The following is a 25,445-nucleotide window of genomic DNA, read 5'->3' on the forward strand; positions in this document are numbered from 1 at the left end:
ACACACCCGACGACGGGATGGAACGACAGACCGAGCGCCGTCGGCCGACCGCCCGACGAATCGGTCTCTACACGGTGCTCGGGGCACTCGTCGCGTTCTACCTCCTGCCCCTGGAGGCGGGCATCATGACGTCCATCAAGACGAGCGACGCCTTCGCCCGGACCGTCCCGTTCGCACCGCCGGGGCCGGACGGGTTCACCCTCTCGGCGTGGGGGACGGCGTGGGAGACGCTGCGGCCGATGCTCGTCGACAGCGTGCTGCTGGCGGTACCGGCGGCCCTGCTCTCGGCGCTGTTCGGGAGTCTCGCGGCCTACGGCCTGACGAACGTCGACTGGCGTGGCCAGGTAGCTGTCGTCGTGCTGTTCGTCGCCGGCATCTTCATCCCGTATCAGGCCGTGCTGGTGCCGCTCGCACGCTTCTGGCGCGCGATAGAGCTGTTCGGCGTCTTCGGCGGCTACGAGTCGCTCGTCCACCTCATCATCACCCACACGGCGTACGGCATCCCCATCACGACGTTGCTGTTCAGGGCGTACTACAAGAACTTCTCGTCGGAGATGCTGGAGGCCGCCCGACTGGACGGCGCGAGCACGTTCGGCGTCTACCGCAGCATCGTCCTCCCGCTGTCGACACCGATGTTCGCGGTGACGCTCATCTACCAGTTCACGCAGGTCTGGAACGACCTGCTGTTCGCGCTCATCCTCCTCTCCGGTGCCGACTCGTCGGTCGTCACGCTCGGCCTGGCGCAACTGGGTGGAGGGCTCGTCAGCACGTTCAACACGGAGATGGCGGGGGCGTTCATCGCGGCGTTCCCGACGCTTCTGGTGTACATCATCTTCGGCGACAAGTTCGCACGAGGAGTCGCAGGACAGACATGACACGACACGAACCGAGGTACCAGTAGATGGCAGGACTCACGCTCAACCACGTCACGAAACGCTTCGAGGACGTCGTCGCCGTCGACGACGTCTCGATGGACATCGACGACGGCGAGTTCCTCGTCCTCGTCGGCCCCTCCGGCTGCGGGAAGTCGACCACCCTGCGGATGATCGCGGGACTGGAGACCCTCACCGAGGGCGACATCGACCTCGGCGAGCGCTCTATCGCGCACGCGAAGCCCGCCGACCGGGACATCGCGATGGTGTTCCAGTCGTACGCGCTCTACCCCCACATGACCGTCCGGGGGAACATGCGCTTCGGCCTCGAGGAGTCGACCGACCTCTCGGACGAGGAGATAGACGCGCGCGTCGAGGAGACGGCGGCGAAACTCGACATCGAGGAACTGCTCGACCGCCGCCCCGGCGAGCTCTCGGGCGGCCAGCAACAGCGCGTCGCGCTCGGGCGGGCCATCGTCCGCGACCCGGCGGTGTTCCTCATGGACGAACCGCTCAGTAACCTGGACGCGAAACTCCGCTCGCAGATGCGGACGGAACTCCAGCGCCTCCAGGAGGAACTGGCCGTGACCACGGTGTACGTCACCCACGACCAGACGGAGGCGATGACGATGGGCGACCGCATCGCGGTACTCAACGACGGGGAACTGATGCAGGTCGGCACGCCGCTCGAGTGCTATCACGCCCCCGCCAACGAGTTCGTCGCGGGGTTCATCGGCGAACCGTCGATGAACTTCTTCGCGGTCGAGCGCGAGGGGGACACCCTCACGGGCGACGGGTTCGAGTATCCCCTCTCGAACGACGTCGCGACGGACCTCGGCGAGACGCGCCGTCTCACCCTCGGCGTCCGGCCCGAAGACGTCTCGTTCGTCCCGTCGGCCGACGGGCCGCACGACCTCCCCGCCGTCACCGGCGTCGTCGAACCGATGGGTAACGAGAACAACGTCCACCTCACGTTCCCCGACGGGAGCGAGGAGTTCGTCGCTACCGTCGACGGGATGGAACACGTCGAGCGCGACCAGCACGTCGTCGCGCGCGTCCCCGAGGCGGCGATTCACCTCTTCGACCGCGAGACGGGGCGGACGCTCCGCAATCGCTCGCTTGCAGAAATGGAGCGCGCCCGGGCGCGGGCGGACTGAGCGACTACTGTTCTGCGTACTCCTCGGGCGTGTAGGTCTTCAGTTCGAGCGCGTGGATGTCGCGCGTCATGTGGTCGCCGAGGGCGTCGTATACGCGCTGGTGCTGGGCGACGAGCGTCTCGCCCTCGAAAGCGGGCGAGACGACCACCGCGGCGAGGTGCGTGTCGTCGTCCGGGTTCCGCGGGCGTGTCACGGTCGCGTCGGCGTCCTCGATACCCTCCTCGATGAGTCGTTCGACCTCTTCGGGCGTCATCACCCCACACTGGGGCACCGCGGGGGAAAAGCGCGAGGACTCACTCCGACTGCGACGGCCGCAGTCGCTGGATGACCCCCCGACCGGTCGACTCGCTCGTGTGCAGTTCCGGGCGGACCGGGAACGCCACCTCGACGGTCGTCTTGTATCGGACGATCTCCCCGTCGTCGACCTCCGCGGTCCAGTCTTCGACTTCGACGCCGGAGATGTCCTGTATCGTCTCGCTCGCCTCCGCGACCGCTTCCTCCGCGGCGGCCTCCCACGACTCCGTCGACGTGCCGAGCACCTTGATGATTTTTACAGCCGTCATGGCCTGCTCGACTACGCTCCCCGCCCACTTCGTTCGTTCGTCTGACAGTTTCGGAGACGAACAGCGACGCGGGACACTCTCCGACCCGGGGCGGGTGGGGAGACGGTCGGCTCCTCGGAGGGTCGCCGGTCAGACCCAGTCGTCGAGTCCGGTCTGGGCCGCCGACGCCTCGATGCGGTCGAAGCCGCGCTCGACCTCTTCGTTGGGGACCTCCCACTCCTCGCAGACGTACGCCCGGGCCGCCTCGACGTCGGGCGAGAGCGACGTCTCGAAGTCGTAGTCGTCCGTGACGGTCGGGTCGAGGAACAGTTCGCGGATGAGGTCCGCGTGTTCGACGTAGGCGTCGCGGGCGTCGAGGACCCCCCAGAGGTCGCCGTGTTCGCGGACGAGTTTCACCGCCGTCTTCGGGCCGATGCCGGGGACGCCCTCGTTGAAGTCCGTCCCGCAGAGGATGCCGACGTCGACGAGTTGCTCCCACGTCAGGTCGTGTTCGGCGAGCGTGGCCTCGAAGTCCATCAGTTCGGGGTCGCCCGAACTCGTCAGCTGACGGAGCGTGTAGGGCGCGCCGAGCAGGAGGGTGTCGTAGTCCTCGCTGCCGACGTAGTCGACGGCCCCCTGCCGGGCCATGTACGCCGCCTGCGCCTCCCCCTCCGCGGGCGCCTCGACGACGGGGACGTCGAGGTGTCGGAGCAGGTCGCGCGTCGTCTCCTGGATGAGCGGGGTGAGGCGCTGGGTGCGCGATTCGAGCGTCGATATCTCGGCCGCGTCGCCTGATTCGCGGGCCTCCGCCAGTAGCTCCTCGTAGCGCTCGCGCTGTTCGCGGCGCTCGTCGACCTCCGCCTCTTTCAGGTCGGTGACGCCGCCGTCGAAGACGAACACCGGCGTCAGGTCGTGCTCGAAGAACTTCGGGAGCCCCTGGACGACGCCGACGAGGTTCGCCACCTCCTCGCCGTCGCTCGTCGTGTAGGCGCGACTGCGCGTGAACCGGACGGTGGTGGTGAGGTAGCGATAGAGCCAGTTGTGCGCGTCCACGGCGACGACGCTCCCCCCGAGCGAGGAGAGGGGGACGTCCTCCAGGGCCGCGAGCTGTCGGAGGTCTGCGTTTCCCATTGCCGGGGGGACGAGCGTGCGAGGCTTGAATCTCCCGAGAGGCGCGCGTCCCGTCGACCGGTCGCCGTCGCGGGGCCGGCGGGACGTTTTTGCGAGCCGATTCGTAACGACCGGGCGTATGGTCCCCTCGCTCCGCCCCGCGCTCCTCGGTCGCCCGGACGCCCGGTCGGGTCGGCGGTTCGACCTCCTCCTGGTCGTCACCGCCGGCCTCGTCTCGTTTCTCGGGTACGCCGGCGACGTCGTCGCCGTCTCCGGAGGTGTGGTCGTCCTCCCCGGTGCGGCGACGGTCATCGGCGTCGTCGCGGCGGCCGTCGCCGGCTATCGCCGGGCCGGGCTGGTGGTGGGGTGGCTGGCGGCGTTCGCGCCGCTGTTCGCGTTCAACGCCGAGTGGGGCCTGCTCGGCCTCTCCGGGCACACCATCCCGGGACGACTGGCGTTCGTGTTCGACCCGGTCACGCTGTCGGTGCTGGCGGTCGCCGCCGTCGTGGCCGGGACGGCGGGGTACTTCGCGGGGGAGTTCCTGCGGTGGGACGTCGAGTACCTCTGGGGCGAGGGGGCCTGAGGGCAGTGGCGGTCTACGCCGTCGTCTCCAGTCCGACGATACCGACGACGATGACGGCGACGAAGACGCCGCGCAGCACCGTCGCGGGTTCGTCGAACAGGAGGACGCCGCCGACGGCCGCGCCGACCGCGCCGATACCGGTCCAGACGGCGTAGGCGGTACCGATGGGTAGCGACTGGACGGCGCGCGCGAGCAACACCATACTGACGAACAGCGCGACGACGGTGGCGGCGGTCGGCAGGGGCTTCGAGAGGCCGTCGGAGGCGGCCAGCGACAGCGCCCAGACCACCTCGAACAGGCCGGCGACCAGCAACACGAGCCACGGGTTCATACCGCCGGTCGTGGCGCGCGCGAGGAAAGCGCGCCGGTTCGAGTTCGCGGAGGAGTCGCCGCGGGAGTCACCCCGACGGGAGGACCGGTGGGGGGCCGGCGGCGCGCTTCGCCTCGACGAACGCCGCCTCCTCCGGTGTGAGGTCGCGCGCCGCGTAGACGGCGAGGCCCTCGTCGTAGCGTCCCCGGTCGCTCGGGTGTTCGAGGACGAGTTCCGCGAGGCCGGTTTCGCGGCCGGTGAACCCGAAGCCCGCTTTCGACAGCGCGTGGTAGGCGTAGGGGTTGTTCACGGCGATGCGGACGCGCTCGTAGCCACGGTCGCGGAGGCGGTCGGCGGTGAAGGCGGCGAGTCGGGCCCCGAGGCCCTCCCCGCGTCGGTCCCGCCGGGTGGTGACGTAGCGAATCCAGGCGGTGTCGGGGTCGGTGCGGTCCTCGTTGAACGAACAGACCGCGAGCAGCCCCCTGGCGTACCCCTCGCGGGCGCTCGGCTGGTCGACGGGGGCGTCCTCGGCGAGCACGGCAGCCTTCCCGGTGGCGGCGGTGACGAACTTCCCGGCGTAGGCGTACTCGCGGTGGTCGAGGCGCAGCGTCGGCCCCTCGTCGGGCCAGCCGAGGACCGCGTGTTCCATGCGCGCCGGTTCTCGCCGCTCGGGTTTGTACCCGGCGGTGGAGCGGGGTCGGAGCGAGGACGGGGGACGACTCGAACGGGGCACTCAAGCCGACGGCGCCCCGAACGTGGAGCATGAGCACGCGGACCGCCACCTCGCGGGGTCGCATCGACCTCTCCCGGACGACGCTCGCGCTCGCGGCGGGCGACCTGCTCCTCATCGCCGCGTTCGTCGTCCTCGGGGAGTTCAGTCACATCGGTGTCGAACGGACGTTCGCGAACCCGGGCTACGTCTTCGAGGCGTTCCTCCCGTTCCTCCTCGGGTGGCTCGTCGTCGCTCCGCTGGTCGGGGCGTACGGCCGCGAGGCGCGCGAGACGGTCCGTTCGGCGGTCGGCTACGCCCTCTTCGCGTGGGGCGGAGCGGTCGTCGTGGGACAGGCGCTCCGGGCGACGCCGCTCTTTCGCGGGGACTTCGCGGTGACGTTCTTCCTCGTCTCGCTCGGGGTGGGTGCCGTCCTGCTGGTACCGTGGCGGGTCGTGGTCAGCGTCCTCGACTGAACAGGAACACGCCGAGCGCGCACGCGAGGCCGGCGAAACCGGCGAGGATGACGAACAGCGCACCCGCGTCGAGGTACTGGAGCGCGGTGCCCGCCAGCGGAGCGCCGAGCGCGCCGACGCCGAAGACGCCGAGGTAGGTGTAGCCGTAGGAGAGCCCCCGGGCGTCGGGGGAGGTGTACTCGGCGACGGTCGCCTGGTAGAACGGCTGGACGAGGAAGACGAAGAAGCCGAGGACGGCGCTCAGCGCGAGCAGGGGGACGACGCCGACGGCGGCGACGGGCAGGTAGGCGACGGCGATGAGGGCGAGTCCTCCGTAGCCGACCGCCAGCCCGAGTTCGAGGGGGATGCGGTCGGTGAGTTTGCCGCCGACGTACTGGCCGAAGACGCCGACGCCCAGGAGGAACGTGTAGATGTAGTTCGCGGGCGTGAACTCCTGGCCGAACAGGGAGACGGGTTCGATGACGTCGAAGCCACCGAGCAGTTCGGGCAGGAACGTGAGGATGCCGCGGTAGTAGACCCCCGAGAGCATGACGATGGCGAAGACGACGACGAAGGCGCCGACGAAGAGTTTCTTCGACGTGGCGAGGAACTCGCCGACGGAGTCGACGCCGGGGTTGGCCTTGCTCGTGCCGCCGTCGGCGGCCACCGCGGCCGTCTCGTTGACGTCGACGCGGACGGCGTACACCGCGCCGACCAGCGCCGGGAGCGCGAGCAGCGCGACGGCGACCTGCCAGTTGTCCCCCGAGAGGAAGAGGAGGACCGTCGTGAGGAAGGGGCCGAGGGCGGTGCCGACGTTCCCCGCCGTCCCGTGGTAGGCGAAGGCGGTCCCCCGCTCCTCGACGCCTCGCGTGATGAGCGAGAGCCCCGCCGGGTGGTAGACGCTCGCCGCGGCACCCCAGAGGACGAGCGCGGCGGCGACGACGACGAGGTTGGGCGCGACGCTCAGCAGGAGGAACGACCCCCCCATCCCGACGAGGCTGGCGACGATGAGCGACTGCGAGCCGATGCGGTCGGCCAGGACGCCGGCCGGGAGCGCCCCGAGGCCGAACAGCGCCAGCCCAGCGCCGACGATGCCCCCGAGGACCGCGCTGGTCGTGTCGAACTGCACGAGCCAGACGGTGATGAGGACGGGGAACGCGAACTCGTAGGTGTGGACCATCGAGTGCGCGAGCATCACGAGCCCGGTTATCGATCGGTCGTTGTGATTCACAGTACCACTCTCGATACGACCCATTTCAAGCCGTCGTTCCCCGCAGTCAAGCGTCGCCGACACCGATGAGTACATATACTGGTAGACGACCCGTCGCAGTGGTGCGATTTTTACGAACAAGCAGCCGATAACTTATGAGGAACACACTTCAGAGTTCATGTGACGTGTTCGTTAGCTACCTCCGAAGGTATCGGGAACTATACCAAAATTTATTAGTAAGAGAACACCCTACGTTAGGGTATATTATGACTGGGTACTACGATATCGTTCTGGGAGTCATTCCGGTCGCGCTCGCTGGCATCACCGCCCTTCTCACGCTCGCGGGGGTCGCGCTCACGACGGCGGTTCCGCTCGCGGCGCTCGTCGCCGTGGGAATCATCGGTCACGCGCTGTTCGTCAACGGCCCGACCGACGACGCACCGACCGCGGACCAGTCGACGTACAGCGCCGACTGACCGCGTCGCGTCGCAGTTCGCGGACCAGTCGCGGTCTCGCCGTTCGTCGTATCACCAACGCTAAGCCGTAGCCCTCTCTTGTCCCGGGCATGACGGAGACGCTGTTTCTGACGAGCGACGAGGTGGCGGGGCTCGCGACGCCCGCGGAGTTCGTCGACGCCGTCCGCCAGGGATATCGCCAGCAGGGACCGGCCGAACCGCGGACGAAACTGCTCAACGACGCCCCGCAGGGGATGCTCACGGGCTACCTCGCCATCCTCCCCGAGACGGGTGCGATGGGGGGTTACACCTACGCCGCGGGGTTCGAGGGCGGCGACGTCCACTTCGTGCTCCCGCTGTTCGACGCCCGTTCGGGCGACCCGCTCGCACTCATCGACGGGGCGAGCCTCAACCCGTTCAAGACGGGCGCGACGGGTGCCGTCGGCGTCGACGCCCTCGCCCGCGAGGACGCGACGACGCTCTCGATCATCGGGACGGGTGCGCAGGCGCGCGGACAGCTCCGGGCGACGATGACCGTCCGTGACTTCGAGACCGTGAACGTCTACTCCCCCACCAAGGAGCACCGCGAGGCGTTCGCCAGCGAGATGAACGGCGAGTACGACGCCAGCGTCGGCGCCGTCGCCTCCAGGGACGCGGCCGTCGAGGGCGCGGACGTGGTCGTCACGGCGACGACGGCGGACGAACCGGTCTTCGACGGCGGCCTCCTCGAACCGGGGACGCACGTCACCGCGATGGGCCAGTACGACCGGGTGAAGCGCGAACTCGACGCCCGGACCGTCGAGCGCGCGACGTACGTCCTCGACCTCCGCGCGCGCGCCGAGCAGGACGCCGGCGCGCTCATCCAGGCTATCGAGGAGGGCGTCGTCGGTGCGGACCACCTCCACGGCGACCTCGGGGAGGTGCTGGCCGGGGACGTCCCGGGGCGACAGAGCGACGAGGAGATAACCGTCTTCGACAGCGGCGGGACCGGCATCGAGACGGTCGCCGCGGCGTACCTGCTCTACCGGAAGGCCGAGGAGGAAGGCCTCGGCGAGCCCATCGACTTCGCGCCGGGGAGTCAGGCGCTGACCGGGCGGTAATCAGAGCCCGAACGCGGTCGCGAGCGGAACGCCGGCGGCCAGCGCACCGACGAGGTAGCCGCCGATGGCGCCGCCGTTGAGCAGGGGGAGGCCGGCGTGCGCCCGCCCCGCCATCACCATCCTGACGAGCACCAGCAGGCCGCAGAGCGTGCCCACCATCGCGGTGAGCGCCGGGAGGGTCAGCGCCGGGAGGCCGGGGACGCCGAGCGACGGGGTGTCGAGGAAGAACGCCGCGCTGGCGACGATGACCGTCGGGATGACGGCGTCGCCCAGGCCGATGAAGAAGGCGTCGCGCTCGGGGGCGCTCGCGGGTTCGTCGTCCCCGGTGGGACCGTCCTCGCGTCCCTCGACCGACGAGTCGCCCCCGTCGGTCGCCCCCTCGACGCGCTCGCTCCCGCTCTCCTCCAGGAAGGAGTAGTCGAGCGAGAGCGGGACGACGAGGACGACGGGGACGCGCAGGTCCATCACGCCGGAGGCGAGGGTGAGCATGTGCTCGGTGCCGTAGACGCTGACGGCGTCGTACACCGCGAGCACGGTGAGCAGGACGATGGCGGGCAACAGCCCGAAACTGATGCCGAACAGGGCGGCCCCCCCGATGCCCATCACGACGCCGGCCGCGTCGATGACGTACCACTCGGGGTGGACGAGGAGGGCGACGACGAGCAGGCCGGAGGCGACGACGGCGAGGGCGCTCGCACCGCCGACCACCGCGACGGGCGGCAGGAGGACGGAGAAGACGTAGTACGAGAGCAGGCCGCCGGAGAAGACGACCAGCAGGCGGATGAGCGCGTCGACGCCGAACTTGAACGCGGCGAGCATCACGCCCGTCGCGACGAGGATGGCACCGAGGTAGAGGAGGCTGTTCGTCGGGTCGCTCGGGTCCTCGACGGTCTGGTAGCCGGCGTCGACGAACGGCCCGACCAGCGCCACCGCCCCGACCTGTACCAGGAGGAAGATGAGTACCGTCGCGCCCGCGGCGACGGCGGCCCGTCTGTTCATACACGATGCGAGGGAGAGGTGTCGTTTGTGCGTTGTGTTTCCCCGTCCCCTCCAGTGCGCTCCGCCCCCGTCAGCGGGTGTACAGCGCGTCGCCGAGCAGCAACGCCGGCGTGACGTCCGACTCGGGGGTGACGGCGACGTAGGGCCGCGAGACCGGGCCGAACACGTCGACGACGCGGCCGACGCTGTCGAGGTTCTCGTCGAGGACGCCGGCGCCGATGCCGGGGTGAGAGTCGTCCGGCGACCGGACGACGAGCAGTCCCTGCGCGGTCCGGACCACCTCGCCGACGCGCTTCATGCCCGGAGGGCACCGACGTAGGCGGCGACGGCCTGCAGGAGGTCGCTCTTGCCCGCGTCGTCGGCGTTCTGGACCAGTACGCGTCCGCGGGGTTCGTACTCGCGGGAGTAGGTCTTGTTCCGCTCGATGACGGCGTCGTAGCCGACCTGTTTGACGGCGCGGGCTATCTCGTCGACCGTCGGGTCCTCGACGGCGAGTTCGAGCGAGACGCGCCGCCCCTCACTCCGGGAGCAGTTCGCGTCGAGGGCGGCGGGCCAGATGACGTTCTCGACCATGAATGCGATAGCCCGCGGGGGAGTGAACTAGCTTTCGAAGGCCACGGGGCCCGGTTCCGCGGCGCGAGCGCACGGAACGACTCGACCGACGCGGGACCGGACCGTCGGCGTCGAGGCGAGCGGGGTGAAAGCGGTCGGCGGACGGAGGTGTCGTGTTACGACCGCCGGAGCGTCAACAGCGCGCCGGCGACGAGCGCCACGGCGGCGGCAGCGACGCCGAAGCCGGGACCGAACGCGCCGGACCCGTCCTCGCCGTCGCTCTCGTTCGCGCCGGACTCGTTGGCGGTGTCGTTCGTCGCGTTCGCGTCGGTGCCGTTCGTGTCGGTGGCGTTCGCGTCACCCGCCTGCGCCATCGCCTCGGGGTGGAACGCCTCGGCGAGTTCGCCCATGGGTTGGACCACGCGCGGGCCGGCCTGGTTCATCAGGTTGGCGTCGACGGTGAGCGTCTGGTTCTCCTGGTAGGCGGTGGTGCTCTCGTAGGCCGTCCCGTTGGGGAGGGGCGCGTCGCTCGGCACCACGACCCACTCGGGGTCCTGGTCGACGACCTGTTCCTCGCTGATCTCCTGGTACCCCTCGACACCGGCCTCGGCGGCGACGTTCTGGCCGCCTGCGGCCGTGATGACGTTGTCGATGAAGGTGCCGTTGCCGGCGGTGAAGCCGTAGAACGTGTAGAGGACGGAGGGCCGGTCCTCGTCCGCGACGGCGTCCTCGATACGCTCGACCTCCTCCTGCATCTCGGTAGCCGTCTCGTCGGCGCCCTCGCACTCGCCGCTCAGTTGCCCGACGAGGCGAATCTGGTCGTAGATGCTCTCGACGCTGTTGTCGGAGGCGAACTTGTAGACGGTGACGTCCGCGTCGCGCAGTTGTTCTATCTGCTCGTCGGCGATGGCCCCCGGGGCGATGACGACGTCCGGTTCGAGCGCGACGACCTGTTCGACGTCGACGGCGCCCTCCTCGGTGGTGACGTCGGTTCGCTCCTCGGAGCCGTTCAGGTAGGCCGTGTAGGGCTGGACGGGCATCCCGACGACCTTCTCCTTCGCGCCGATGTCCCAGAGGATCTGGGCGGTGCTCGCTTGGAGCGCGACGATACGCTCGGGTTCCTCCTCGACGGTCACGTTCGCCCCGGTCGCGTCGGTGGCGCTGAGCGGGAAGGAACACTCGGTCTGGTCCTGCTGGGTCGCGCTCGCGGGGGCCGCACTCGCCGGGGCCAACCCGACGAGCAGGACCGCGAGCACGACGAAGAGCCGTGTACGCATGACGCCTCACCCTGCGACGGTATTCAATAAGTATTTGCCTAATCCAACCCGGCTTGTGATATGGGGCGCTGGGCACGTACCGTCGCGTGGTCGGTCGGGTTAGCGGCCGCGCTCTTCGCGTCCACGGTCGGCAGCGTGTTGCTCGGCTCGGTCGACCTGAGCGCGCTCGACGTGACGAAGACGATGCTCAACGCGCTCGCGGTCCCCGCCTCCGTCTCGGTGTCGCCCCGGCCCGCGACGCTCCCGCTGGTCGGCCAGACGACGTGGGTGGCCCTCGACGTGGGCTACCTCCACCCGTTCGCCTTCGAGGTGGACCGCACGACGCGCATCATCGTCGTCCAGTTGCGCCTCCCGCGTATCGCGCTGGCGGCCGTCGTCGGGTTCGCGCTGGCGGCCGCCGGCACCGTGATGCAGGGGTTCTTCCGCAACCCGATGGCCGACCCCTCCATCATCGGCGTCTCCTCCGGCGCGGCCGTCGGCGCGGTGGCCGCCATCGTCCTCGGGACGCCCGCCGTCCTCGGTGTCGTCCCGGCCGGCGTCCGTATCGCCCTCCTCGCGTTCGCGGGCGCGCTGGCGTCGGCCGCGCTCGTCTATCTCATCGCCTCGAAGGACGGCCGGACCCCGGTAGCGACGCTCCTGCTCGCGGGCGTCGCCGTCCAGACGTTCCTCGGTGCGGTGGTGTCGTTCCTGCTGGTACGCGCCGGCGACAGCCTCGAACGCGCGCTCTACTGGCTGATGGGCCACCTCAACGGGGCATCGTGGAGCGACGTGACACTCACCCTCCCGGTCGTCCTCGCCTGCTTCGCCCTCCTCGCGGTGTACGCCCGCGACCTGAACGTCCTCCTGCTGGGCGAGGAGGACGCACGCACGCTCGGCATCGAAGTCGAACGCACCAAGCGCGTCCTGCTCGCCGTCTCGACGCTGATGACCGCCGTGGCCGTCGCGGTGGTGGGCGTCATCGGGTTCGTCGGCCTCATCGTCCCCCACGTGATGCGCCTGCTCGTCGGCCCGGACCACCGGATACTGCTGCCGACGAGCGCGCTCGCCGGGAGCGTCTTCCTCGTGCTGACCGACACGCTCGCGCGCTCGGGGCCGGGGGAACTCCCCGTCGGCGTCGTCACCGCGGCGCTCGGCGCCCCGTTCTTCCTCTTCTTGCTCCGGAGACGGGAGGTGCACGCGCTGTGATAACCGTCGAGGACCTCTCGGTCAGCCTGGGGGGGACGCCCGTCCTGGACGGCGTCTCGTTCGAGGTCCCGGAGGGGTCGTTCACGGCCGTCGTCGGGCCGAACGGGGCCGGCAAGACCACGCTCCTGCAGACGCTCAACGGCGTCCGACGCCCCGACGCCGGGCGGGTGACCGTCGACGGCCGCGAGGTGGGGTCGCTCTCGGCGCGCGAGTGTGCCCGCCTCGTCGCCACCGTCCCGCAGGACACCAGCCTCGGGTTCGACTTCGCCGTGCGCGACGTCGTCGCCATGGGCCGGACGCCCCACCGCGGGCGGTTCGACCGGACCGAACCCTCCGACCGCGAGGCCGTCGAGCGCGCCCTCGAACGGGCCTGCATCGTCCACCTCGCCGACCGGCCGGTGGGCGCGGTCAGCGGCGGCGAGCGCCAGCGCGTCCTCCTCGCGCGCGCGCTGGCACAGGCCGCCCCCGTCCTCCTGCTCGACGAACCGACGGCGAGCCTCGACATCAACCACCAGGTCGGGACGCTCGAACTCGTCTCCGGACTCGTCGAGGACGGCCGGACCGCGCTCGCGGCCATCCACGACCTCGACCTCGCGGCCCGCTACTGCGACGCGCTGGTCGTCCTCTCCGAGGGGCGCGTGCTCGCCGCCGGCCCGCCCGACGACGTGCTCTCGACGGAGGTGGTCGAACGCGCGTTCGACGTCCGGGTCGCCGTCCGCTCGAACCCCGTGACGGGCACGCCCGCCGTCACGGCGCTGGGCGAGCGCGACCACCGGCGGGACGGGGGGGAGGAGCAACCCGACCCGCGTCGAGACCCTCGACAGTAATAGTCAGAATTAATAACAGTATCCAAAACTTAGATGTATCTGGACCGCCAGGTACGGACGATGGTGAACAAGGTACTGCTCGGCGTCCTCGGCGGCATCGTCCTCCTGTCGGTGGCCGTCGGCGGCTTTCTGGGCTGGCAACTCTCGGCCGACACTCCTGTGGAAGGGGCCGAGGAGGCGGACGACGTGGAGGAGGTGACCCCGGCCGACGACGGGGAGACGAACGCGAGCGACGACGGAGACCGGAACGAGACGGCCGCGTCGTTCAACGCGAGCGAGGTGGACACGGTCGCGATAGAGGACGGAATCGTCGCCGCGGTGAACGCGGGCCGGGCGGAGTCGGACCGGGACCCCCTCTCGGAGTACGACGCGCTCACAGAGATGGCCCGGTTCCACAGCGCGGGGATGGCCGACCAGGGGTACCCCTCGCACGCCGCCGCGGGCTACGACACCGTCGAGCGCTACGAGGAGTTCGACCTCTACGACCAGTGTCGCGTCCCCGACGACACCCGCTCGGGCGTCAGGGAGGGCCGCGAGCTGGAGACGATTACGCGCGTGACGCTGAACACGACCGAGGCCCCCGACGAACGGGAGGTCGCGAAGACCGTCGCCACGCAGTGGGCCGCGGACGAGGAGGCACGCACCAAACTCACGTACCGCTACGCGAGCCGTCTCGGCGTCGGCGTCGAGGTCACCGACTCGGGGTACGTCTACGCGACGCTCGACCTCTGCTGACCGGTGCCGGTCGCTGATTTTCGGTTCACCGCGAAGGGTTTAGGAGTGCCTAAATCCTAGAGGGAGACACGATGCGCAAACGGGAACTCGTCCACTACCACGCGTTGCTCGACCGCGTCTCGCGGTACATGCGGAGGCGCGAGGACCTCCCGGCGGACGCACTCGAGGCGTACGAGGAACTCGGCGTGTCGCCGGCCGCGGTCTACCGCTCGAAGCGAGACCACGAGGTGGCGGTCACCACGCTGACCGAACGCCTCGCCGACGCCGCGAGGCAGGCCGACGCCGTCGAGGAGCACGACGACCAGCAGGCCAGCGCACACGGCGACTGAGGGAGGAGCGGGTTTTAATATCGCGACGGACGCTGACGGAGACATGAACGCAGCCGACCGGTTCTTCCTGTTCGTCACGGTCGTCATCTTCGTCCTCATCCTCCTCGGAGTCGTGCTCGCGCTGGTGCTGTAGAGAGCGACGGCACCGCGCGAGCGACGGGAAAGAGCTGAACGGCCGCGCCACCAGGGGGGGGACGACGCGGCCACGGAATAAGTTACCACGGTCGGACGGACCGGAGTCGGTCTCACGAGGGGACGTTACGTCGCGACCACCCCCAGTTGCGTCGCGTCCTCGGGGACGCGCGCCGCGCGCGCCGCGGCGACCGACGAGCGCGAGCACCGTGTCGTATCGTGTATCGAACCCTGAGCACACATCGCATACGTACCGAGACCGAGCCGATACTTAGCAGTTCGCTATTAGGCGTATAATCGGCCTCAAAGAGTACTGAAGAGGCATCGAGTGGTGGAATTTTCAGGTGAATCTCGAATAGTTCGGGGTATTATGAAACGGTACTGCTGTTCTATCGCCAGCACCCCGACCGGACCCTACACTCGTTCGACGATGGTCGCGATACCCTGACCGAACCCGATGCACATCGTACAGAGGCCGACCCTCTCGCCGGTTCGTTCGAGGTCGTGGACGAGTTTCGTCACGAGGGCGGCCCCGGTCGCACCCAGGGGGTGTCCGTGGGCGATGGCGCCGCCGCCGACGTTGGTCCGCGCGTGGTCCGCACCCGTCTCCGCCAGCCAGGCGAGGACGACGGAGGCGAACGCCTCGTTCACCTCGAACCGGTCGACGTCGTCGACGGTCATGTCCGCGCGCGCCAGCACCTCCTCGGTCGCGGGGATGGGACCGGTGAGCATCGTCACGGGGTCGACGCCGACGACGGCCGTCTCGACGACGCGGGCTTTCGGCTCCCAGCCGTGGGCCGTCGCGGCCTCCTCGCTGGCGACGACGAGCGCGCTCGCCCCGTCGACGATACCCGAGGAGTTCCCCGCGTGGAGGACGCCCTCGCCCTCCTCGCGGAACGCGAGCGGCAGCGAACCGAGCGTCTCCTCGTCGGTCCCGGGGCGGGGGTGGCCGTCCTCGCGCACGACGACGTCCTCGCCGTCGAGCGTCGTCTCGACGGGGACGAGCTGGTCGTCGTAGTGGCCCGCCTCGCGCGCCTCGCCGTACCGACGCTGGCTCTCGACGGCGTAGGCGTCGACCGCCTCGCGGGTCAGGTCGTACGCCTCGGCGATGCGCTCGGCGCCCTCGCCCTGCGTCGTCAGCTCCTCGAAGTGCTCGAAGTAGGTGTCCGTGACGCTCGACCCGTCGCTACCCATCGGCACGCGGGTCATGTGCTCGACGCCGCCGGCGACGAGCACGTCGTGCTGGCCGGCCACGACGGTCGCGGCGGCGACGTTGACCGCCTGCTGGCCCGACCCGCACATCCGGTTGAGCTGGACGCCCGGCACGCCGTCGCCCCAGCCCGCGACCATCGGCGCGAGGCGCGCGACGTTCAAGCCCTGCTCGTCCACCGGCGTCACACAGCCGTAGACGACGTCCTCGACGGTGTCCGGGGAGAACCCGAGGCGCGCTTCGAGCGCCGACAGGGGGGCGGCCGCGAGGTCCTGCGGGTGGGTGTCGCGGAACTCGCCGCCGCGCTTTCCGAAGGGCGTCCGTACCGCGTCGACGATGACGGCATCTCTCATGAATTATGCTCGACGATTCGCGACATATAGCTTCGGACCGTGCGAAACCGCCACGCCGCGACGGCACTCCGCAACCCTTATACTGTTCTTCGCACCAGTATCAGGTGCGCCGGTGTAGCTCAGCTGGCAGAGCGAATCCTTCGTAAGGATTAGGTCGAGGGTTCAAATCCCCCCACCGGCTCTCCTCTCGATTCTTCCTCCAGAGCGGGCGGTATCGCTCACATACGCTGCAGTTCGGTTCGTCCCCTGCCGAAGTTATTTCACCGCCATCGGAGAGTGTGTGTACGTATGGCGAGTCACGAGTTGACGGAGGCCGACCAGGGCGAGTACCACTACACCGTCGGGCCGTACCCCGACCCCGTCCTCCACATCGAGTCGGGCGACACGGTGACCGTCGAGACGCACGACGCGTTCGAGGGGGCCATCGAGACGGAGGACGACGCCCCGAGCGAGGTGCTCGGCGACTATCTCAACCCGCAGAACGGACCGATATACGTCGAGGGGGCGACGCCGGGCGACGCGCTCGCGGTCACCATCGAGGACATCGTCCCGCGGGGTGACCAGCCCCGGGGCACGACGTGCATGATAGCCGAGTTCGGGGGTCTGACCGGGACGGACCGGACGGCGCTGTTGAACGACCCGCTCCCCGAGGTCGTGAAGAAACTCGACGTGACGACGGACGGCGTCAGGTGGGACGACGAGCGGGTGATACCCTACGAGCCGTTCGTCGGGACCATCAGCACGGCGCCGGAACTGAACTCCGTCGACGCGCTGACGCCCGACGACCACGGAGGGAACATGGACCTGCCGGACGTCTGTCCGGGGAACACGGTGTACCTCCCGGTGAACACGGAGGGGGCGTACCTCTACCTGGGCGACTGCCACGCGAACCAGGGCGACGGCGAACTCTGTGGCGTCGCCATCGAGCACCCGACGGAGACGACCATCACCGTCGACGTCGTCGAGGACTGGGACCTGTCGTGGCCGCGCGTCGAGAGCGACGAGTTCGTCATGAGCGTCGGGAGCGCCCGCCCGATGGAGGACGCCGCCCGCATCGCCTACCGCGACCTCGTCGACTGGCTCGTCGAGGACTACGGTTTCGAGACGTGGGACGCCTACCTCTTCCTCACACAGGTCGGGAGCGTCCGTCTGGGGAACATGGTCGACCCGAACTACACCATCGGGGCGAGCGTCTCGAAGGAGTACCTGTAACGGCCGAACGTTCGCGACCGAAGCGGAAGAACACGAGGACGCGAACGCGGACGCGGACGCGAGGGTCGACGCCGACGGTCGCGCTCCGCCGTCGCGCGCTCGGTCGCTGGCGCGCTGCTCGTCGAACTTCTCGCCGACGTGCGAGGGCATGAGGGGCGCTTGCTCCTCGCGGAGCGCCTCCTCCAGCGTGTCGGCCAGTCCCTCGACCGTCCGGGTACCCACCCCGAGTCGAGCCAGCAGCGTCCGGTCGCCGTCGGTGAGCGTGAGTCGGGACACGGCGGTGGCGACGGGTCCGACCCGGTTCAGTGTGTGCCCGCGTTCGACCGGTCGGCGGCGAGCGCACCTCGAAAACGAGAGCCGTACCGGGTTACATCATCCGTCGGATGCGGTCCATCCGGTCGGACATGTCCGTCTGCTTGTAGTAGCTCGCGAACGCGAGGATGGTCGGCGGCCACAGGCCGACGAACACGCCGCGCGCCGCGTCGCCCCGAACGTAGAACTGGTACCAGGAGAACAGCACCGACCCGGCCGCCGCGAGCAGTACCGGGTCGGTCCCTGCGTCCTCCGCCTGTTTCGTCTCTTCGCGCTCCGCGGAACGACCCCGCTTATTCTGTTGGAACAATTCCATCACAACCTTCCGTTGCACCGTCAGTCGTTAAAGTATTTGGTTAGTTGACACGATATAGTTAGTCCGCGACGTGTCCGTAGTATCTGACGTATCGTCGGTTCGTCCCCTCGTGACGGTCGACCGGTGGGGAGGGCCGTCAGTCCTCGCGCCAGTACATGAGTTCCTCCTTTTCGGCGCCGCAGTTCGGACACTCCTCCGGGAGGCCGCCCCGTATCTCGCCCATCTCCCCGCAGGTCGTACACCGCCAGACCAGTTCCGCGCTGCCGAACTCGTGGCCCGACCGGGCGTGTTCGACGGAGAGCCCCGTCGCTCCCTCGCGGGTGGTCACGAAGACGCCCCCCTCCTCGAAACTCCGGACGTGACCGACGGCGATTCCGTCGTCGGTGTAGAGCGTCTGGCCGACCGCGAGCGATTCGGCCTCGCGCTCCTCCGTGTCGGTCGGCTTCTCACCGTATCCACTCATCGAACCTCCTTCGGTGCGTTCCCACATCAGTCTCGACGCTTCACTGGCAGGCCCCCGACGGGGCCAGCGCTCCTTCGGCGGCCGGCCCTGCGACGTCGATAGCCTCGATTCGCCGGGGAGGGGCATCGAGCGGCCGGTCGAGTTCGCCGGCCCTCCGCTTATCACCCAGTACGCGAGTGTCGAGAACGGGACCCGCTGACGCCCCCCGACCGCCGGGGCTCGGAATCAGTCCGCCGGAGAGACGGACAGACGGCGTCCTCACTCCCGTTCGTACGAACTCTCTCGACGAGTTTATTTCCGGAACGACGGCCAGAAACGTTACTTGCGCGCGTTGTCTCGATGATGCTATGGCTACGCTGGTGACGGGTGACATCGACGTCGCGGACGTGGCACTCGCGGAGACGTTCACTGCGGTCCCAGACCTGGTCGTGACCGCCGAGGAGACGGCAGCGGCCCGGTCGGTGGCGACGCCGCTTCTCCACCTGGAATCGCAGTACGAGGAGGACCTCGAAGAGACCATCGCCGCGGATTCGAGCGTCGAGACGGCCACCGAAATCGCTCGGACCGGCGACCGCCGCCTCTATCACGTTTCGTGGGGGCCGAAACCCCGCGTCACGTTCCAGACGCTCACCCGCGAGGGGGGGACGCTGCTCGGGTTTCGCGGGACCGCGGAGGGCTGGCACGTCAACCTGCTGTACCCGACGCGCCAGGAGTGCTCGGAGGCCGTCGAGACCTTCCGGAGCGCGGACATCGACTTCACCGTCGACTCCGTCTCGGACGTGGCGACGGCCGAGGGCGTCTCGCCGACGCACCTCACCGACGACCAGTGCGACACGCTTCGCCTGGCCTACCGACGCGGCTACTTCGACATCCCGCGCAAGGTCAACCTCGAGGAACTGGCCGAAGAACTCGGCATCTCTCACCAGGCCTGTTCCGAACGGATCCGCCGGGCCCTCGACAGCACCCTCGGCCGCATCTACCCGGGCGAGGCCGGACAGCGCCCGGTCGATGGAGCGACGAACTCGTCGAGTCGCGGTGCTCAGGGGAAGTCGTAGGCCGAGAACGGGGAGGGGTCGCCGGGTCGGCGCGGGCCGTCGACCCACCTGTGACCGTGAGGTCCACACCGGCGTCGACACGGGACCGGTGGACGCCTCGCGCCGACCCTGTCCCTCCACGAGGACGAGTCGACGTATCGGGGTGTGTCTTGGGCCTGCACAGGTAACGACGGCCGGAGCCCCGGCGCGTACTCCCCCGTCTCTCACCCCGACCTGTGCGCCGGTGAGTTCCCCGGCGTGTACACGGAGCGGTACGGCGGGTCCCCATCGAACGTCGCAGGCCCGCCGTCCAGAATGGTGTGGCTAGTTACGAACCGTAAATAACGGACGTCGGCGACGGACCGAGCGACGAACAGCCAACCCACGCGGGGGAAGACGACACGCGCGTGAACAGGCACGAGATTTTATATATTCTCGAGCCGAACGTTTCGGTATGGACACGTGGTCGGTCAGCGGACGGGGGGCGACAGTCACCCCACCGTCGCGTGAGGTGTCCGTCACGGTGGAGGCACTGGGCGACGACTGGTTCCGAATCGAATCGCTGACCGAGGGGACGTACTCCCTCGAAGTGTGTCGCTCGCCGTCGGACCTGGCCGCCCTCTATCAGGCGTGAGGGCGTCGACCCGTGGTCCTCTTTCGCCTCAGCAGTTACTCGCCGAGGTCGGTTCGAGGATGACCACCTCCTCGGGGTAGACGGTGACGGCGTAGCCACAGAAGCGAAACGAGAGCGACGGACGTCCGTCGGGCGAGACGGTATCCGGAGGGAAGATGCTGTCCAGCGCGTCGACGTCGACGACGTCGTAGAGCAGTTCCGGGAGCGCCAGCGGGTCACAGCCGGCGACGTCCGCGATAGCGGTCACGATGCCGACGCTTCGGGGGTCGTCGTTCGGGAGCTCGCGCGTGTAGTGATTCGTCTCCGGGTCGTCCCCCCGATACGCGCCGGTATCGTCGACGGGCCGGGTCATGTGTAAGTGACCGGCAGCCCACCAGATAAATTCTTTCCCGTGAAGTGAGCACAAAACTAAATATCTGGACGCTGTATCTCCCGAGTATGGACCGGTTCCAGCCGGAGGAACTGTCGAGAGACGACGCGTTCGAGGCCCTCGCGAGCGAGCGCCGTCGAGCGGTCGTCGACCTCCTGTTAGCGGACCCCGATGAGTACACGCTCGACGCGCTGGTGGACGAACTGACCGACAGGGACGCCGTCGAACGCGCCGACCCGCCCGACGCCGACCCCCGGGACCACCTGCAGGTAGTGCTGATGCACCGCGACCTCCCCCGGCTCGACGAGGACGACGTCGTCGACTTCGACCCCGACGAGCGAACCGTCGAGCCCGGCGAACACATCGACGACCTCGACGCGCTGGTCTGAGTACCGGCGTCGAGGGGGACGCTCGCCGGACGGCGGCCAGTACCGGGGACGACGTGAGCAGGGACACGCTCCGACCGGAGCCGTCGGTATCGTTAACAGGGAACAGTCGTCACCTTCCGGCGTGTCCCCGGATTTCAGCATCTCCATCGGTGGTAGAGAACTCGACCCGGTTCGCGGCGGTGCGCTGGCGCTGGTCGTCGGCCTCCTCGTCACCGGGGTCGGTGCGTACGACTACACACAGCAGTCGGACGCGGTGGCGAACGCGGTCGAGGTCGACGCGACGGTCACCGAGACCGGAACGGAGTCCGTCTCCCAGCGCCGGGGCGGTCCCGAGTACAGGCCGACGGTGAGTTTCGACTACCGGTACGAGGGAACGGCCTACACGAGCGACGACGTCTTCCCGAGCGCGGTCACCTCGACGTACGACACGAGGTCCGCGGCCGAGTCGGCCCTGCAGGGGTACGAGACGGGCGACACGGTCACCGCGTACGTGGACCCCGACTCGCCGAGCGAGGCGTTCCTGACGGACCGGCGGTCGAACGGCCCGCTGAAGTTCGTCGCCATCGGCGGCCTGTTCGTCCTCGTCGGCGGCGCGTCCGTGGTCAGAGGACTCGCAGGCAGGTAGGCGACCGACGCGCGGCGACGCATCCCCGGACGACGGGTCGGTCGAGCGAAGCACTCTCCCCGGCGGTCCCTCACCCGGCGGTCAACCCTCGCGCCAGCGACGTGACGAGGAGGTCCTGCACCTCCTCGTAGTACCCCTCGCCGTACTCCTCGTACTCCTCCCGATAGAGGACCATCTGGCCGACGGTCCCCATCAGCATGAGCACGACGACGGGGTCGCGTCGTGCGAGCGGGCCGTCGGTGCGGGCCTGGAGCCTCTCAACGTGAGGGACGATGTCGGCCAGCGCCTCCCGCTGGACGCGCTCGACCGTCTCCGGCGGGACGTTCCGGAACGTCTCCCGGTAGTCGTCGCGCGTGAGCAACCGCTGGACGAGCGGGTTCCCCTCGGCGAAGTCACGATAACAGCCGAACAGGCGCTCGAGCCCCTCGCACGGGTCCTCGACGTCCGCGAGTTCCTCGTCGATACAGGCGGTCAGCTGGTCGAACTCGCGCTGGACCACCTCCAGGTACAGCTCGTCTTTCGAGTCGAAGAAGCGATAGAACGTGCTCTTGGCGATGCCGACCGGTTCGGTGATGTCCGCGACGTTCGTCTTCTTCGGGCCGTACGTGAGCAGCATCTCGCGGCCCGTCTCCAGGAGCCGCTCGCGAATCCGCACCCGCTCCTCGTCGCTGAACCCGTGCATGGTCGACGGTTGGTGAGCGAACTCGATAAACGATACGTTCATCGTTCATGACTTCATAAACGAAAGAGATATTTGGTCACGAAGTCGAGTGGGAGGTATGGTGGCTATCGACGTGACCGACCTGACGAAGGAGTACGGGAGCGTCCTCGGCGTCGACTCGTTGACCTTCGCCGTCGAGGACGGCGAGGTGTTCGGCTTCCTCGGGCCGAACGGGGCGGGCAAGACGACGACCATCCGGACGCTGATGGGGTTTCTGTCCCCGACGACGGGCGGGGCCGCCGTCCTGGGCGCCGACGTGACCGACGAGCGTTCGCTCGTCGAGGTCAAGCGCCGGGTCGGCTACCTCCCGGCGAGTCCGGCGTTCGACGAGACGGCCACGGGACGGGAGATACTCGACCTCCACGCCTCGATAAAGGGGGACGCGCGTCGCGACGACCTGCTCGACCTGTTCGACCCGCCGCTCGACCGCGAGGTCCGCGAGTACTCGACGGGCAACCGACAGAAGCTGGGAATCGTCCAGGCGTTCATGCACGACCCGGCGCTCGTGATACTCGACGAACCGACCTCGGGGCTCGACCCGCTGTTACAGCGTCGGTTCGAGGAGTTCGTCCGCGCGGAGCGCGACCGCGGCGTCACCGTGTTCTTCTCCTCGCACGTCCTCGGCGAGGTGCGGCGCATCTGTGACCGGGTCGCCATCCTCCGGGACGGCCGACTCGTCACGACCGAGCGCGTCGAGGACCTCGTCGACCGGAGCGGGAAGGCCGTCCACGCCCGGAGCGCCGAACCGCTCGCGACGACCGACCTCGCCCTTCCGGGCGTCCACGACCTGGAGGTACACGACGGTGACGGCGACGCGGCGACGGAGGTGACGTTCACGTACACCGGCGAGGTCAACGCCCTGACCGACCGCCTGGCCGACTTCGACCTGGTCGACCTCGCGGTCGAGGAGGCGCCGCTCGAAGACGTCTTCCTGCGGTTCTACGGCGACACCGAGGACCATCGGGACGCGAGCCGCGCCGAGGAGGGGACGGCGAATGTTTGAACTCGCGCGATACGAGGGGCGGCGGCGCCTCACGGGTGCGGCGGCCCTCACCGTCGGGTTGAGCCTGCTCGTCGCGCTCTACGTCGGCATCTTCCCGTCGGTCTCCTCGTCGGTCGACCTCGACGAGTACATCGAGGCGTTCCCGCCCGTCTTCCGGGAGGCGTTCGGCATCGCGACGCTGAACACCATCGAGGGGTTCCTCGCGGTCGAACTGTACGCGTTCGGCTGGGTCGTCCTCCTCGGCCTCTACTTCGCGTACGCCGCCGCCGAGGTGGTCGCGGACGACGTCGAGCGCGGCCGGATGGACCTCCTGCTCTCGCTCCCGCTCCGGCGCTCGCGGGTGGTCACGGAGAAGTTCCTCGCGCTGTGCGTCCCGCTGGTCGTCCTCAACGTCGTCGTCCCGGTGGTCGTCTACGTCGCCACGCTCCTCATCGACGACCTAATCTCGGTGCCGGACCTGCTCGCGGTCCACGCGCTGTCGATACCCTACCTCCTGTCGACGGCGGCCGTCGGCCTGCTCGCGTCGGTCGTGTTCGACCGGGCGAGTATCGCCCAGCGCGCCGCGCTCGCCGCCGTCTTCGGCCTCTACCTCGTCGACACCGTCGTCGCCGGAACCGACTACGCGTGGCTGGGCGCGCTCGCCCCGATGCGCTACTACGACCCGACGGCGGTGCTCGTCGAGGGCACCTACGACCTCGTCGGCGCGGCAGCACTGCTCGTCGCCACCCTCGTGCTCGTCGGTGTGAGCGAACTGTGGTTCGCGCGCCGCGACGTCAACTGAGCGTCACTCCTCGGGCAGGAGGAGCGAGAGACGCCACGTGGCGACGCTCGGCGTCCGGGCGGCGACGTTCGGGGTCCGCCAGGCGACGCCGGGCGTGCGCGACGCGACGCCAGGCGTCGCGGCCGCGACACCCGGGGTGCGGGCGGCGGCGTCGGGGAGTCGCACGGCCATGGAGCCGGTGTCGATGCGTTCGGTCCTGCGTCGGTCGGGTGTCATGGTCACGCGAACGTCGGTCCAGACACGTTTCCCTCTAGTCCACGATGCGGGAGACCGACAGGGGGCGGAGAACACCGACCGGCGGTGACCGTTCGGTGAGCAGGTGGGCGCGTTCACTCGGTGGCGACCGCCTCGCCCTCGACCTCGACGGTCACCTCGTTGCGCCGGAGGAAGGGAAGCGTCCACGGCGCGTCGTACCCCATGAAGAACGGCTCGGCCACCGGGTCGCGGTCGGCGCCGGCCAGCGTCGCGAGCAGGCGGTCGGTCTCGCGGGCGACCCGGCGGTCGGTCGGTCGCCACGAGAACCGCCGCACGGCGAGGGTCCGCTCGGGGACCGGTACGAGGTCAACCGCGTCGTCGGTGGGTCGTGGCGCGGAGTCGGCGTCGTACTCGCTCGGGAGGAAGAACGCCATCCGGACCCCCTCGTCGTCCCGTTCCGCCTCGACGGGAGCGGTCATCGGTATCGACTCGCCGCGGCCCTCGACGTTCACGGGCGCGGTCATGGCGAGGTCCGTCGACGCCTCGTTCGCCCCGTCGATGTACCGGAACAGCCGCCTGAACGCGGCGTTCTCAGAGGGCGCCACCGTCTGCGCCAGGACCGCCGGGGGGTACCGCCGGAGTTCGACGTCGTCGATACGGTCGACGACCGTGTACGGTACCTCCTCGGTCGTGACTCGCTGGTAGCGGTTCCAGGTGCCGACGGCGGCGACGAGGCCACCGACCGCGCCGACGGCGATGGCTGACGGACGAACCATGGGACGGGTACGCTCCGGAGAGCTATAACCAGGGTGTCGGCCGCGGGGACTGACGCCCCTAGTCGGTGCTCGTCTCGCGGGAACGCTTCCGGCGGAGGCCGCTCCGCGCGAACAGGAGGAGCAGTCCCCCTTTCGCGCGAACCGCCGGCCGGACCCACTCGCGCACCTCGGCGTCCTCGGGCGTCTCGAAGAGGAGTCGGACGCCGCACTTCGCCGTCGTGCCGGGCGCCAGGAGTTCGACGACGCCGAGCAGTCCGACCAGGAGCGCCGCGGGGAGTCGCCCGCGTCGCTCGAACCCCACGGTGACCGCGAGGCTCCCGCCGGCGCGTGCGACTCGAAACGCCCGCGGGCGCACCGAACACCCCGTCGAATCGACGAACACCCGCTGGAGCCAGAACTCGAACCACCGTTCGAGGACCCACCGCGGCAGCGCGAGGGAGAGGGCACCGACCGTTCCGAAGAGGCGTGCGAGCATGACGGCGGGGAGACGCGGGCGGGAGGCAAACGGTTGT

The 25,445-nt window shown here is 69.2% G+C and carries 34 protein-coding genes, 1 tRNA gene and 1 pseudogene; 18 read left to right on the top strand and 18 right to left on the bottom strand.

Annotated elements, in window-relative coordinates:
* Positions 1-17 precede the first annotated feature (17 nt).
* Positions 18-875, top strand: a complete 858-nt coding sequence (locus P1Y20_RS05545; RefSeq protein WP_304449464.1) for a carbohydrate ABC transporter permease — start codon at positions 18-20, stop codon at positions 873-875.
* Positions 876-901: 26 nt separating this feature from the next.
* Positions 902-2,029, top strand: coding sequence for an ABC transporter ATP-binding protein (locus P1Y20_RS05550; RefSeq protein WP_304447665.1), 1,128 nt, complete (start codon positions 902-904; stop codon positions 2,027-2,029).
* Positions 2,030-2,033: 4 nt separating this feature from the next.
* Here P1Y20_RS05550 and P1Y20_RS05555 read toward each other — a convergent pair whose 3' ends face one another.
* The 3 genes from P1Y20_RS05555 to fen all read right to left on the bottom strand — a co-directional run bounded on the left by P1Y20_RS05555 (position 2,034) and on the right by fen (position 3,702).
* On the bottom strand, positions 2,034-2,282 hold the full coding sequence (locus P1Y20_RS05555) for a BolA family protein (protein WP_304447666.1): 249 nt from the start codon (positions 2,280-2,282) through the stop codon (positions 2,034-2,036).
* A gap of 40 nt (positions 2,283-2,322) precedes the next feature.
* The gene (locus P1Y20_RS05560; protein WP_304447667.1) at positions 2,323-2,592 is read right to left on the bottom strand and encodes a dodecin family protein; all 270 of its coding nucleotides are present in this window, start codon (positions 2,590-2,592) and stop codon (positions 2,323-2,325) included.
* Between the two features lie 129 nt (positions 2,593-2,721).
* Positions 2,722-3,702, bottom strand: a complete 981-nt coding sequence (gene fen, locus P1Y20_RS05565; protein WP_304447668.1) for a flap endonuclease-1 — start codon at positions 3,700-3,702, stop codon at positions 2,722-2,724.
* Positions 3,703-3,820: 118 nt separating this feature from the next.
* Between fen and P1Y20_RS05570 the strand changes: the two genes are divergently transcribed.
* A complete protein-coding gene (locus tag P1Y20_RS05570) occupies positions 3,821-4,264 on the top strand; it encodes a hypothetical protein (RefSeq protein WP_304447669.1) in 444 nt (147 codons plus the stop codon).
* A gap of 13 nt (positions 4,265-4,277) precedes the next feature.
* Here P1Y20_RS05570 and P1Y20_RS05575 read toward each other — a convergent pair whose 3' ends face one another.
* Positions 4,278-4,595 (bottom strand): DMT family transporter, encoded by a 318-nt coding sequence (locus P1Y20_RS05575; RefSeq protein ID WP_304447670.1) that lies wholly within the window; start codon positions 4,593-4,595, stop codon positions 4,278-4,280.
* A gap of 67 nt (positions 4,596-4,662) precedes the next feature.
* On the bottom strand, positions 4,663-5,223 hold the full coding sequence (locus P1Y20_RS05580; RefSeq protein ID WP_304447671.1) for a GNAT family N-acetyltransferase: 561 nt from the start codon (positions 5,221-5,223) through the stop codon (positions 4,663-4,665).
* 113 nt (positions 5,224-5,336) lie between these two features.
* Here P1Y20_RS05580 and P1Y20_RS05585 point away from each other — a divergent pair, with 113 nt between their 5' ends.
* On the top strand, positions 5,337-5,759 hold the full coding sequence (locus P1Y20_RS05585; RefSeq protein ID WP_304447672.1) for a DUF3054 domain-containing protein: 423 nt from the start codon (positions 5,337-5,339) through the stop codon (positions 5,757-5,759).
* Here the strand turns inward: P1Y20_RS05585 and P1Y20_RS05590 are convergent.
* On the bottom strand, positions 5,743-6,882 hold the full coding sequence (locus P1Y20_RS05590) for an MFS transporter (protein ID WP_379737784.1): 1,140 nt from the start codon (positions 6,880-6,882) through the stop codon (positions 5,743-5,745). The genes P1Y20_RS05585 and P1Y20_RS05590 overlap by 17 nt on opposite strands.
* Before the next feature lie 332 nt (positions 6,883-7,214).
* Between P1Y20_RS05590 and P1Y20_RS05595 the strand changes: the two genes are divergently transcribed.
* Both P1Y20_RS05595 and P1Y20_RS05600 read left to right on the top strand, forming a co-directional pair.
* Positions 7,215-7,424: a DUF8015 family protein gene (locus P1Y20_RS05595; protein WP_304447674.1), complete on the top strand. Its 210-nt coding sequence runs from the start codon at positions 7,215-7,217 to the stop codon at positions 7,422-7,424.
* Positions 7,425-7,513: 89 nt separating this feature from the next.
* On the top strand, positions 7,514-8,503 hold the full coding sequence (locus P1Y20_RS05600; protein ID WP_304447675.1) for an ornithine cyclodeaminase family protein: 990 nt from the start codon (positions 7,514-7,516) through the stop codon (positions 8,501-8,503).
* Here P1Y20_RS05600 and P1Y20_RS05605 read toward each other — a convergent pair whose 3' ends face one another.
* The 4 genes from P1Y20_RS05605 to P1Y20_RS05620 all read right to left on the bottom strand — a co-directional run bounded on the left by P1Y20_RS05605 (position 8,504) and on the right by P1Y20_RS05620 (position 11,331).
* Positions 8,504-9,502 (bottom strand): presenilin family intramembrane aspartyl protease PSH, encoded by a 999-nt coding sequence (locus P1Y20_RS05605; protein ID WP_304447676.1) that lies wholly within the window; start codon positions 9,500-9,502, stop codon positions 8,504-8,506.
* A gap of 70 nt (positions 9,503-9,572) precedes the next feature.
* Complete coding sequence (locus P1Y20_RS05610; protein ID WP_304447677.1) at positions 9,573-9,800, bottom strand: H/ACA ribonucleoprotein complex subunit GAR1; 228 nt, start codon at positions 9,798-9,800, stop codon at positions 9,573-9,575.
* Entirely contained in the window at positions 9,797-10,075 is a 279-nt protein-coding gene (gene srp19 / locus P1Y20_RS05615) for a signal recognition particle subunit SRP19 (RefSeq protein ID WP_304447678.1), read from the bottom strand. The genes P1Y20_RS05610 and srp19 overlap by 4 nt, the downstream gene beginning before the upstream one ends.
* A 155-nt stretch (positions 10,076-10,230) precedes the next feature.
* On the bottom strand, positions 10,231-11,331 hold the full coding sequence (locus P1Y20_RS05620; protein ID WP_304447679.1) for a PGF-CTERM-anchored ABC transporter substrate-binding protein: 1,101 nt from the start codon (positions 11,329-11,331) through the stop codon (positions 10,231-10,233).
* Between the two features lie 60 nt (positions 11,332-11,391).
* Between P1Y20_RS05620 and btuC the strand changes: the two genes are divergently transcribed.
* The 4 genes and pseudogenes from btuC to P1Y20_RS05640 all read left to right on the top strand — a co-directional run bounded on the left by btuC (position 11,392) and on the right by P1Y20_RS05640 (position 14,407).
* Entirely contained in the window at positions 11,392-12,516 is a 1,125-nt protein-coding gene (btuC, locus tag P1Y20_RS05625) for a vitamin B12 ABC transporter permease BtuC (protein WP_304447680.1), read from the top strand.
* Positions 12,513-13,274: pseudogene (locus P1Y20_RS05630) on the top strand (heme ABC transporter ATP-binding protein); the annotation flags it as partial. The gene btuC and the pseudogene P1Y20_RS05630, both read left to right, overlap by 4 nt.
* Positions 13,275-13,403: 129 nt before the next feature.
* Positions 13,404-14,078: a CAP domain-containing protein gene (locus tag P1Y20_RS05635; RefSeq protein ID WP_304447681.1), complete on the top strand. Its 675-nt coding sequence runs from the start codon at positions 13,404-13,406 to the stop codon at positions 14,076-14,078.
* Positions 14,079-14,149: 71 nt separating this feature from the next.
* Complete coding sequence (locus tag P1Y20_RS05640) at positions 14,150-14,407, top strand: UPF0058 family protein (protein ID WP_304447682.1); 258 nt, start codon at positions 14,150-14,152, stop codon at positions 14,405-14,407.
* Positions 14,408-14,953: 546 nt separating this feature from the next.
* Here P1Y20_RS05640 and P1Y20_RS05645 read toward each other — a convergent pair.
* Positions 14,954-16,102, bottom strand: a complete 1,149-nt coding sequence (locus tag P1Y20_RS05645; protein ID WP_304447683.1) for a thiolase family protein — start codon at positions 16,100-16,102, stop codon at positions 14,954-14,956.
* Positions 16,103-16,210: 108 nt separating this feature from the next.
* On the opposite strand from P1Y20_RS05645, the gene P1Y20_RS05650 reads away from it, so the two are divergent.
* Positions 16,211-16,283 (top strand) — tRNA-Thr (locus P1Y20_RS05650).
* Between the two features lie 107 nt (positions 16,284-16,390).
* Positions 16,391-17,314, top strand: a complete 924-nt coding sequence (locus P1Y20_RS05655) for an acetamidase/formamidase family protein (protein WP_304447684.1) — start codon at positions 16,391-16,393, stop codon at positions 17,312-17,314.
* Positions 17,315-17,681: 367 nt separating this feature from the next.
* Here the strand turns inward: P1Y20_RS05655 and P1Y20_RS05660 are convergent, their stop codons facing one another.
* Together P1Y20_RS05660 and P1Y20_RS05665 are read right to left on the bottom strand one after the other, a co-directional pair.
* Positions 17,682-17,942 (bottom strand): hypothetical protein, encoded by a 261-nt coding sequence (locus P1Y20_RS05660; RefSeq protein ID WP_304447685.1) that lies wholly within the window; start codon positions 17,940-17,942, stop codon positions 17,682-17,684.
* 136 nt (positions 17,943-18,078) lie between these two features.
* A complete protein-coding gene (locus tag P1Y20_RS05665; protein WP_304447686.1) occupies positions 18,079-18,405 on the bottom strand; it encodes a DUF7130 family rubredoxin-like protein in 327 nt (108 codons plus the stop codon).
* A 347-nt stretch (positions 18,406-18,752) separates the two neighbouring features.
* On the opposite strand from P1Y20_RS05665, the gene P1Y20_RS05670 reads away from it, so the two are divergent.
* Both P1Y20_RS05670 and P1Y20_RS05675 read left to right on the top strand, forming a co-directional pair.
* Positions 18,753-19,460 (top strand): helix-turn-helix domain-containing protein, encoded by a 708-nt coding sequence (locus P1Y20_RS05670; protein ID WP_304447687.1) that lies wholly within the window; start codon positions 18,753-18,755, stop codon positions 19,458-19,460.
* Between the two features lie 433 nt (positions 19,461-19,893).
* Positions 19,894-20,073: a hypothetical protein gene (locus tag P1Y20_RS05675; protein ID WP_304447688.1), complete on the top strand. Its 180-nt coding sequence runs from the start codon at positions 19,894-19,896 to the stop codon at positions 20,071-20,073.
* Between the two features lie 28 nt (positions 20,074-20,101).
* On the opposite strand, the gene P1Y20_RS05680 is transcribed toward P1Y20_RS05675, so the two are convergent.
* Positions 20,102-20,425, bottom strand: coding sequence for a HalOD1 output domain-containing protein (locus P1Y20_RS05680; protein WP_304447689.1), 324 nt, complete (start codon positions 20,423-20,425; stop codon positions 20,102-20,104).
* Positions 20,426-20,511: 86 nt separating this feature from the next.
* Here P1Y20_RS05680 and P1Y20_RS05685 point away from each other — a divergent pair, with 86 nt between their 5' ends.
* On the top strand, positions 20,512-20,832 hold the full coding sequence (locus tag P1Y20_RS05685; RefSeq protein ID WP_304447690.1) for a DUF7344 domain-containing protein: 321 nt from the start codon (positions 20,512-20,514) through the stop codon (positions 20,830-20,832).
* A gap of 121 nt (positions 20,833-20,953) precedes the next feature.
* Positions 20,954-21,457, top strand: a complete 504-nt coding sequence (locus P1Y20_RS05690; protein ID WP_304447691.1) for a DUF3592 domain-containing protein — start codon at positions 20,954-20,956, stop codon at positions 21,455-21,457.
* Positions 21,458-21,527: 70 nt separating this feature from the next.
* Here the strand turns inward: P1Y20_RS05690 and P1Y20_RS05695 are convergent, their stop codons facing one another.
* A complete protein-coding gene (locus P1Y20_RS05695) occupies positions 21,528-22,139 on the bottom strand; it encodes a TetR/AcrR family transcriptional regulator (protein ID WP_304447692.1) in 612 nt (203 codons plus the stop codon).
* A gap of 97 nt (positions 22,140-22,236) precedes the next feature.
* Between P1Y20_RS05695 and P1Y20_RS05700 the strand changes: the two genes are divergently transcribed.
* Together P1Y20_RS05700 and P1Y20_RS05705 are read left to right on the top strand one after the other, a co-directional pair.
* Entirely contained in the window at positions 22,237-23,181 is a 945-nt protein-coding gene (locus P1Y20_RS05700) for an ABC transporter ATP-binding protein (RefSeq protein WP_304447693.1), read from the top strand.
* Positions 23,174-23,962 carry a DUF2705 family protein gene (locus tag P1Y20_RS05705; RefSeq protein WP_304447694.1) on the top strand — a complete coding sequence of 263 codons (789 nt, stop codon included), beginning with the start codon at positions 23,174-23,176 and terminating at the stop codon, positions 23,960-23,962. Before P1Y20_RS05700 ends, P1Y20_RS05705 begins: the two co-directional genes overlap by 8 nt.
* Before the next feature lie 3 nt (positions 23,963-23,965).
* On the opposite strand, the gene P1Y20_RS05710 is transcribed toward P1Y20_RS05705, so the two are convergent.
* From P1Y20_RS05710 to P1Y20_RS05720, 3 genes are all read right to left on the bottom strand, one after another.
* Positions 23,966-24,178 (bottom strand): hypothetical protein, encoded by a 213-nt coding sequence (locus P1Y20_RS05710; RefSeq protein ID WP_304447695.1) that lies wholly within the window; start codon positions 24,176-24,178, stop codon positions 23,966-23,968.
* A 113-nt stretch (positions 24,179-24,291) separates the two neighbouring features.
* Positions 24,292-24,933 (bottom strand): SOUL family heme-binding protein, encoded by a 642-nt coding sequence (locus tag P1Y20_RS05715; protein WP_304447696.1) that lies wholly within the window; start codon positions 24,931-24,933, stop codon positions 24,292-24,294.
* Between the two features lie 58 nt (positions 24,934-24,991).
* Positions 24,992-25,408, bottom strand: coding sequence for a hypothetical protein (locus tag P1Y20_RS05720; RefSeq protein ID WP_304447697.1), 417 nt, complete (start codon positions 25,406-25,408; stop codon positions 24,992-24,994).
* Positions 25,409-25,445: the final 37 nt, after the last annotated feature.

The organism is Halomarina ordinaria, assembly GCF_030553305.1.
Lineage (GTDB): Archaea > Halobacteriota > Halobacteria > Halobacteriales > Haloarculaceae > Halomarina > Halomarina ordinaria.

Coding starts and splice junctions, on each gene's coding strand:
- P1Y20_RS05635 (WP_304447681.1), top strand. CDS start 13,404: ATGGTGAACAAGGTACTGCTCGGCGTCCTCGGCGGCATCGTCCTCCTG.
- P1Y20_RS05555 (WP_304447666.1), bottom strand. CDS start 2,282: ATGACGCCCGAAGAGGTCGAACGACTCATCGAGGAGGGTATCGAGGAC.
- P1Y20_RS05545 (WP_304449464.1), top strand. CDS start 18: ATGGAACGACAGACCGAGCGCCGTCGGCCGACCGCCCGACGAATCGGT.
- P1Y20_RS05695 (WP_304447692.1), bottom strand. CDS start 22,139: ATGCACGGGTTCAGCGACGAGGAGCGGGTGCGGATTCGCGAGCGGCTC.
- srp19 (WP_304447678.1), bottom strand. CDS start 10,075: ATGGTCGAGAACGTCATCTGGCCCGCCGCCCTCGACGCGAACTGCTCC.
- P1Y20_RS05610 (WP_304447677.1), bottom strand. CDS start 9,800: ATGAAGCGCGTCGGCGAGGTGGTCCGGACCGCGCAGGGACTGCTCGTC.
- P1Y20_RS05685 (WP_304447690.1), top strand. CDS start 20,512: ATGGACCGGTTCCAGCCGGAGGAACTGTCGAGAGACGACGCGTTCGAG.
- P1Y20_RS05550 (WP_304447665.1), top strand. CDS start 902: ATGGCAGGACTCACGCTCAACCACGTCACGAAACGCTTCGAGGACGTC.
- P1Y20_RS05600 (WP_304447675.1), top strand. CDS start 7,514: ATGACGGAGACGCTGTTTCTGACGAGCGACGAGGTGGCGGGGCTCGCG.
- P1Y20_RS05575 (WP_304447670.1), bottom strand. CDS start 4,595: ATGAACCCGTGGCTCGTGTTGCTGGTCGCCGGCCTGTTCGAGGTGGTC.
- P1Y20_RS05645 (WP_304447683.1), bottom strand. CDS start 16,102: ATGAGAGATGCCGTCATCGTCGACGCGGTACGGACGCCCTTCGGAAAG.
- P1Y20_RS05595 (WP_304447674.1), top strand. CDS start 7,215: ATGACTGGGTACTACGATATCGTTCTGGGAGTCATTCCGGTCGCGCTC.
- fen (WP_304447668.1), bottom strand. CDS start 3,702: ATGGGAAACGCAGACCTCCGACAGCTCGCGGCCCTGGAGGACGTCCCC.
- P1Y20_RS05700 (WP_304447693.1), top strand. CDS start 22,237: ATGGTGGCTATCGACGTGACCGACCTGACGAAGGAGTACGGGAGCGTC.
- P1Y20_RS05665 (WP_304447686.1), bottom strand. CDS start 18,405: ATGAGTGGATACGGTGAGAAGCCGACCGACACGGAGGAGCGCGAGGCC.
- P1Y20_RS05680 (WP_304447689.1), bottom strand. CDS start 20,425: ATGACCCGGCCCGTCGACGATACCGGCGCGTATCGGGGGGACGACCCG.
- P1Y20_RS05560 (WP_304447667.1), bottom strand. CDS start 2,592: ATGACGGCTGTAAAAATCATCAAGGTGCTCGGCACGTCGACGGAGTCG.
- P1Y20_RS05720 (WP_304447697.1), bottom strand. CDS start 25,408: ATGCTCGCACGCCTCTTCGGAACGGTCGGTGCCCTCTCCCTCGCGCTG.
- P1Y20_RS05640 (WP_304447682.1), top strand. CDS start 14,150: ATGCGCAAACGGGAACTCGTCCACTACCACGCGTTGCTCGACCGCGTC.
- P1Y20_RS05660 (WP_304447685.1), bottom strand. CDS start 17,942: ATGGAATTGTTCCAACAGAATAAGCGGGGTCGTTCCGCGGAGCGCGAA.
- P1Y20_RS05655 (WP_304447684.1), top strand. CDS start 16,391: ATGGCGAGTCACGAGTTGACGGAGGCCGACCAGGGCGAGTACCACTAC.
- P1Y20_RS05710 (WP_304447695.1), bottom strand. CDS start 24,178: ATGACACCCGACCGACGCAGGACCGAACGCATCGACACCGGCTCCATG.
- P1Y20_RS05675 (WP_304447688.1), top strand. CDS start 19,894: ATGGACACGTGGTCGGTCAGCGGACGGGGGGCGACAGTCACCCCACCG.
- P1Y20_RS05715 (WP_304447696.1), bottom strand. CDS start 24,933: ATGGTTCGTCCGTCAGCCATCGCCGTCGGCGCGGTCGGTGGCCTCGTC.
- P1Y20_RS05670 (WP_304447687.1), top strand. CDS start 18,753: ATGGCTACGCTGGTGACGGGTGACATCGACGTCGCGGACGTGGCACTC.
- btuC (WP_304447680.1), top strand. CDS start 11,392: ATGGGGCGCTGGGCACGTACCGTCGCGTGGTCGGTCGGGTTAGCGGCC.
- P1Y20_RS05580 (WP_304447671.1), bottom strand. CDS start 5,223: ATGGAACACGCGGTCCTCGGCTGGCCCGACGAGGGGCCGACGCTGCGC.
- P1Y20_RS05585 (WP_304447672.1), top strand. CDS start 5,337: ATGAGCACGCGGACCGCCACCTCGCGGGGTCGCATCGACCTCTCCCGG.
- P1Y20_RS05705 (WP_304447694.1), top strand. CDS start 23,174: ATGTTTGAACTCGCGCGATACGAGGGGCGGCGGCGCCTCACGGGTGCG.
- P1Y20_RS05605 (WP_304447676.1), bottom strand. CDS start 9,502: ATGAACAGACGGGCCGCCGTCGCCGCGGGCGCGACGGTACTCATCTTC.
- P1Y20_RS05570 (WP_304447669.1), top strand. CDS start 3,821: ATGGTCCCCTCGCTCCGCCCCGCGCTCCTCGGTCGCCCGGACGCCCGG.
- P1Y20_RS05620 (WP_304447679.1), bottom strand. CDS start 11,331: ATGCGTACACGGCTCTTCGTCGTGCTCGCGGTCCTGCTCGTCGGGTTG.